Source organism: Spirosoma endbachense, assembly GCF_010233585.1.
Lineage (GTDB): Bacteria > Bacteroidota > Bacteroidia > Cytophagales > Spirosomataceae > Spirosoma > Spirosoma endbachense.
Map to the genome: position 1 here is coordinate 1158979 of NZ_CP045997.1, position 6232 is coordinate 1165210.

Sequence of the window (6232 nt, forward strand, 5' to 3'; positions counted from 1 at the left end):
GGGGAAATGCACAACACATTTCCCCTTTTCTGTCATTATTCCTTTGTTATACCGCCTGCTGCAAACCCGCAAACGAAATGGCCATGTGCGAGGCATCATAGATGCATTCGCCGTTACGAATCAACAATACCTGTGGTGATTCGTGTTCTATGCCAAATACATTCTCAATTTTATTGGAGATTGGCCGATTAGCCAATAGGTCGAGATAATAAGGTTTTACACCCAGTTGGTCGCTCCAGTTGCGTTCCATACGGCTCAAGGCCATAGCACTGATAGAGCAACTTGTGCTGTGTTTGAAAATCAGCACTGGCTGCTTCGCCGACTCCTGTTTGATTTCGTCGAGTTGAGCGTCACTCGTTATTTTGTTCCAGTTCATTGTATCAACACACATTCTGTTGACGTAAAAGCGTTTTTTCGTCTGAAAAGTTCGTCATTCTTTGGGCGTGTAGCGTAGTTTCTCCGCCATATCTGGCGAAATAGCTTCTGAATAAGGTCCATAAGCATCTATAAGGGTACCACGTTGCCCCGACTTAGACTCGATTGCATAGACTACCGACGAATCGTCGGGGTCAGTCATTCCTTCGAAACGATAAACGTCCACAATGTCGAAATCAGCCGGATGCAGTTCAATATCGTCCTGCTGGCAACGGAGACGGTCGCTTTTTAGGTTATAGTCCAGTGTAAAACCCTGCTTGCGGAGGCCGTCGAGGGCTTCGGTGAGCGTATCGTAAGATTGCATAGTTTTTGAATGGTTTGAGAGCAAGTGTTTAGCTTTGCAAGTATAACCAACCGATTATTCGCTTGTTTGCTGGATTTTATAACACGGGCATTTTTGTTTATCAGAATTTGCTGCGTCTAGTGGCTCCATTTAACCCTAAAGCCCGGCAATGGGTCGATGGTCGACGCCACTGGATCAGCAACCTGAGTGCAAAACTTGCGGACAACAAAAGCCCAATTGCCTGGTTTCATGCGGCTTCACTAGGTGAGTTTGAACAGGGACGTCCGGTAATCGAAGCGTTTCGGACTCAATATCCTGACTATAAAATTCTGCTAACTTTTTTTTCGCCTTCGGGCTATGAAGTACGAAAAAACTACGATGGGGCTGACTTTATCATGTATCTGCCAGCTGATTCGCCCGCCAATGCGCGATCATTCGTAACTCTTGTAAGGCCACAGATAGCCTTTTTCATCAAATATGAATTCTGGTACAACTACCTCCGTGAATTAAGCGCTGCACAGGTGCCGGTAGTTTCGTTCTCTGCTATTTTTCGCCCGAATCAGCTTTTTTTTAAAACATACGGGGGCTTTTATCGGACTATGCTCCATTATTTCGACCATATTCTGGTGCAGAACCTGGAATCGCTAACGTTGCTGAAGCGTATAGGTCTTACCCGCGTAACCCTGGCGGGCGATACGCGCTTTGACCGAGTGACGCAGGTAGCATTCGCCAGGAAAGACATTCCAGCTGCCAAAGCATTTAAAAATGGCATGCCTGTGCTGGTCATAGGCAGTGCCTGGCCGGAGGATATGAAGGTGCTGATTCCATTCCTGAACCAGTTTGACAAACCGATGAAAGCTATTATCGCTCCGCACGAAATCCACGATGAAGAGATTGAAAAATGGCGTACTGAGCTAAACCGAACGTCTGTACGGTTCTCACAGACTCAGTTGCCATCGTTTGATCAATCAACGATTCAGTCATTTGAGATCCTCTTTATCGATAACGTGGGTATGTTGTCATCCCTTTATCAGTACGGTGAGTTTGCCTACATTGGCGGAGCATTTAAGCAAGGGCTTCACAATATTCTGGAAGCGGCTACCTTTGGCATGCCGATCTTTTTCGGCCCCGACTATGATAAATTTCAGGAAGCTGTAGATTTGGTAACTGAAGGAGCTGCTTTTCCGGTCACTACTGCCAAAGAGCTGCTTGAATTATTCACAAGACAGTATGCCGACTCAGCCGATACCGCCCAAATCAGCCGTAATTACGTGCAACGGAACATTGGCGCAACGGCGCAGGTTATGCAGGTTATAAAGCATTTAATGAGCGAAAGACTGAATAAGCAAAAGCCCGACTACTAAACGTGCTGGCATTTCATTTTTTCACTCATTCACTCTTTCGCTTTTCATCTATTGAAACAAGGATTAATCATACGCTCTACGGGTTCCTGGTACGATATTCGCGACGAGGATGGTCATATTTTTCAGGGTCGACTAAAGGGCAAGTTCAAGATCAAAGGCCTGAAAATCACGAACCCAATTGCCGTGGGTGATCGGGTAACGTTCGATATTGAGGATGAAGCCGAAAACACGGCGGTTATCACAGATATTTCGCCCCGCGAAAATTACATTATTCGCCAGTCGGTTCATAAAACGGCGCATGGGCATATTCTGGCTGCGAACCTCGATCAGGCGGTATTGCTGGCAACGCTTACCTTGCCCCGAACCTCACTTGGTTTTATTGATCGGTTTCTGGTGTCGGCCGAATCGTTTCGTATCCCGACCGCTGTCGTTTTCAACAAAACTGATATCCTGAATGACGAAGGACTGGCCTATCAGCAGGAAATCATGGATATGTATGAGAGCATCGGCTACCAATGTCTGGCTACGTCGGCAACGGAGGGCGAAGGAGTCGACGCATTCCGGGAGTTGCTCAATCATAAGGTGACCTTACTCTCCGGGCATTCGGGTGTTGGCAAATCGTCGCTCGTAAACGCTATTGCACCCGATCTGAATCTGCGAACAAATGAGGTTTCTACGTTTGCCAACAAGGGCGTTCATACCACAACATTTGCTGAAATGTTTGAACTGGCTCCCGAAACCTACATTATCGATACACCAGGCATCAAGGAACTGGGCTTGATGGATACCGCAAAGGAAGAAATCAGCCATTATTTTCCGGAGATGCGCGACCGCCTGAATCAGTGTCGGTTTCACAATTGCCTGCACGTCAATGAGCCCGGTTGCGCCATCAAGGAAGCCGTTGCTGAAGGTGAGATCGCTGAAAGCCGGTATATGAGCTATCTCAGTATGGTGGAGGGAGGAGATAACCGTCGGTAATCTTATAAAACGCCTTCTTCAGTGAGGATGGCGGCTACGTTCAGTGTTACAGTATCAAGTACTGGAACTGTAGCATCCCAGTTGAGGGTCAGCCAGTTCTCACCCTGAGTAGCCACAAATATTTTGCGGGATTGGGTCGTAATCCAGATGACACGTTCTGTTCCGAAGTTGAGCATGGCCTGGGTTTTGGCGTAGATATAATCCTGCTCCATCGCCGGAAATGCTTCGAGGTCTACTTTGATGTCGACTTCGACGACAACCCTGGGCGCTACGTCGAAAAACTTCCCTTTGACGGTCACTTTTTCTTTTTCGTAGAGTGCAATGTCCTTCGACAGATTGTCACCTAACCTGAGGTGAAGGCCAGGCTCATTGGTGACTACCCAATATGCTTTTCGGTCAACATGATTACCCAGATACAAGCGTAATGTAGAGACAATAATTGCCTGTAGGTCGCTGCAACCCATGATTTCGCCGGGAGTTTTCCGTTTAGCTAATACCTCCTTATAGCCCTTTCTGTATAAAGGACGCCCGTTGAGTGTTTCGTAAATCAGGTAGGAAGGTATTTGCTGGGCGACTTCAAGCGCCTGAGTTGCTGCTTCTGTTGCCATGGCCATGCGATTTAGTACAATACTACACAAATTTAAGCAATACGGAGAGGCCGCTTTGCTGATAGATAAGACGTTGCTGTATCCGCAAAGTAACCTCTACGTTCAGTTTGTCATGGCAGCTAATAGATCGGCCTGAGTGATGATATGTACCTGTTCTCTTTCGTCGCGGACGAGCAGAGCTTTGTTATCGCGGTCAATCAGCGACGACAGGGAGTCAATGGTATTGTCCAGACCAACGAACTTAAACGGTTTATCCATTACCTGGCTTACTGGTTTATCCTTCACGGCTGGGTCTTCGATGAGTTTGGTAAGAATTGTAGAATCCGTAAGGCTACCAATAATGTGCCCTGCTTCGTCGGTAACCGGAATCTGCGAAATACTATGCCGATTCAATACATGAATAGCCTGCCCCACCGAAACGCCTGAACCAATGGTTGTTAGCTGTGGTGCTGACCCATCGATCCGGCCGTTCTTGTTGTGGATAATATCGCGTGCGGTTTTAAACGCCCGATCTTCCAGAAAACCGTGATCCTTCATCCAGCTATCATTATAAATCTTGGCCAGATAGCGAGTGCCATGATCGGGCAGTAAGATCACCAGCACGTCGTTGTCGGTCAGGTGGTCTTTAGCCCATTCCAGCGCACCATGTACGGCGGTGCCGCACGACCAGCCCACAAATAACCCTTCTTCGCGAGCCAGCCGCCGGGCCATAATGGCCGCGTCTTTGTCGGTGACTTTCACGAAATGATCAATCAGGCTGAAATCGACGTTTTGCGGCAGAATGTCTTCACCAATGCCTTCGGTCAGGTATGGATAAATTTCACCCTCGTCGAACTGACCCGTTTCTTTGTATTTCTTGAATACAGAACCATACGTGTCGAGCCCAATCGAAACAACGTCCGGATTCTGCTCTTTCAGGAATTTCGAGGTACCGCAGATCGTTCCGCCCGTGCCGACGCCAGCCGCAAAGTGAGTGATCTGGCCATTGGTATCGCGCCAGAGTTCAGGGCCGGTGGTTTCGTAATGGGCGGCTGTGTTGGCGAGGTTGTCATATTGATTCGGATACAACGAGTTCGGAATGTCGCGGTTAAGCTTCTTCGCAACGGAGTAGTACGAACGTGGATCGTCGGGTGCAACATTGGTGGGGCACACAACGACCTCAGCACCAACCGCCCGCAGAATGTCGATCTTCTCCTGCGACTGCTTGTCGGCCATTGTAAAAATGCATTTGTAGCCTTTCCCGATGGCCGCCAGCGCAAGACCCATACCCGTGTTGCCACTCGTGCCTTCGATGATGGTGCCGCCGGGTTTCAGTAGCCCTTTTGCTTCCGCATCTTCGATCATGCGAACGGCGATTCGGTCTTTAACGGAGTTGCCCGGATTGAAATACTCGACTTTAGCCAGAATCGTTCCCCGGATGCCTTTCGTGACTTTATTGAGTTTCACCAGGGGGGTGTTGCCGATGGTATCGATGATGGAGTTATAGTAGTTCATTGTGGTTAATGCCGTTTGGGCTTAGCTGTGGTTGTTGAGTTCATTTACAAGAGAAACCATCAAGCCGGAAGTTCGTTTAGCCGATCGATGGACAAACTGCTTTCCTGACTCCGATTATCTCCCGTACGATTTAGGGTTATTTCTTCACAAACTCAAGAAAATGGGCAAACCCCGATTCTGGTAACACCCTGATTCGTCAGGTGCTTGCGATTTTCATGAAGAATCGAATACGCTTGATGAGCTAATTTAAACTGTTCAGTGGGTGTTTTATGCAGTTCGTTCAACTGGCTGTTTACGAAGCCTTTAGTGCGTTATACCTTTGACTCAATCTTTTAGCCAAAAACAACAAATACGAACAGATCATGAAACTAATTGCTCAATCATTACTGACGGCCCTGCTTTTAAGTACGGCTACTTTTGCATCGGATGTGGTCACGAAATCGACTGCATCAGCTAACCCCACGGTGATTACAAACTCGTACAAAGTGGCGGTTTATCCATCAACGACAAAGTCTTCTAAACTACATGTCGTTGTTGAACGGGAGCCAGGACAAACAATGACCATCTACCTGAAGGATGCCCAGGGCACCAGACTGGCCGAACAGCAGATCAGCAAAAAACAGGGTACATTCCATTTTCAGTTCGATCTGGCCGCTCTGGAGGATGGTAATTATAGCGTTCAGGTTATTAGCGGTAACGACGTAGCACTCTATCCGGTTACGCTGAAAACACAGCCTACACAGGCCACATCGCGCACACTGACACTGAATTAATTGACAGGGAGTAGAGTAGGAGGAAAACCACGGCACATTACGTCGTGGTTTTTTTGGTTAGGTTAAAGTTGTCTGTATTGGTCAAGGAACGCTATGACCTGTTCGTGGAAGTGCTTGAAGCTACGGGACTGTTTGGCAAGTTTAGCGAAATCGGTTTTGGCCGCAACTTCCGAGACTGCTCGCTAAACTGTGTCACAGGTGAATGAAAGGAGTAAAACCTCTAACTTTCACTATCATGACTAACGAGTTCGATTTTGAAGCCTTTAAACAGGCAGCCATCAAAGGCCTTTATGAAGG

7 protein-coding genes are annotated in these 6232 nt (G+C 47.7%); 3 read left to right on the plus strand and 4 right to left on the minus strand.

Translation table 11 applies throughout. The annotated features are described in order from the left end of the window. Positions 1–46: 46 nt before the first annotated feature. Positions 47–376, minus strand: coding sequence for a bacillithiol system redox-active protein YtxJ (gene ytxJ / locus GJR95_RS04675; RefSeq protein WP_162391572.1), 330 nt, complete (start codon positions 374–376; stop codon positions 47–49). A gap of 54 nt (positions 377–430) precedes the next feature. Beyond that, entirely contained in the window at positions 431–739 is a 309-nt protein-coding gene (locus GJR95_RS04680; RefSeq protein ID WP_162384778.1) for a phosphoribosylpyrophosphate synthetase, read from the minus strand. 62 nt (positions 740–801) lie between these two features. Here GJR95_RS04680 and GJR95_RS04685 point away from each other — a divergent pair, with 62 nt between their 5' ends. Continuing rightward, positions 802–2082 (plus strand): 3-deoxy-D-manno-octulosonic acid transferase, encoded by a 1281-nt coding sequence (locus tag GJR95_RS04685; RefSeq protein ID WP_162384779.1) that lies wholly within the window; start codon positions 802–804, stop codon positions 2080–2082. Positions 2083–2133: 51 nt separating this feature from the next. Beyond that, a complete protein-coding gene (rsgA, locus tag GJR95_RS04690) occupies positions 2134–3060 on the plus strand; it encodes a ribosome small subunit-dependent GTPase A (protein ID WP_174260187.1) in 927 nt (308 codons plus the stop codon). Positions 3061–3062: 2 nt separating this feature from the next. Here rsgA and GJR95_RS04695 read toward each other — a convergent pair whose 3' ends face one another. Both GJR95_RS04695 and GJR95_RS04700 read right to left on the minus strand, forming a co-directional pair. Next, positions 3063–3668 (minus strand): PDDEXK family nuclease, encoded by a 606-nt coding sequence (locus GJR95_RS04695; protein WP_162384780.1) that lies wholly within the window; start codon positions 3666–3668, stop codon positions 3063–3065. A gap of 102 nt (positions 3669–3770) precedes the next feature. Next, on the minus strand, positions 3771–5162 hold the full coding sequence (locus tag GJR95_RS04700; RefSeq protein WP_162384781.1) for a cystathionine beta-synthase: 1392 nt from the start codon (positions 5160–5162) through the stop codon (positions 3771–3773). Between the two features lie 362 nt (positions 5163–5524). On the opposite strand from GJR95_RS04700, the gene GJR95_RS04705 reads away from it, so the two are divergent. Then, positions 5525–5935, plus strand: a complete 411-nt coding sequence (locus GJR95_RS04705; protein WP_162384782.1) for a hypothetical protein — start codon at positions 5525–5527, stop codon at positions 5933–5935. The last annotated feature ends 297 nt before the right edge of the window (positions 5936–6232 follow it).

Coding starts and splice junctions, on each gene's coding strand:
- GJR95_RS04695 (WP_162384780.1), bottom strand. CDS start 3,668: ATGGCAACAGAAGCAGCAACTCAGGCGCTTGAAGTCGCCCAGCAAATA.
- GJR95_RS04700 (WP_162384781.1), bottom strand. CDS start 5,162: ATGAACTACTATAACTCCATCATCGATACCATCGGCAACACCCCCCTG.
- GJR95_RS04680 (WP_162384778.1), bottom strand. CDS start 739: ATGCAATCTTACGATACGCTCACCGAAGCCCTCGACGGCCTCCGCAAG.
- GJR95_RS04705 (WP_162384782.1), top strand. CDS start 5,525: ATGAAACTAATTGCTCAATCATTACTGACGGCCCTGCTTTTAAGTACG.
- ytxJ (WP_162391572.1), bottom strand. CDS start 376: ATGAACTGGAACAAAATAACGAGTGACGCTCAACTCGACGAAATCAAA.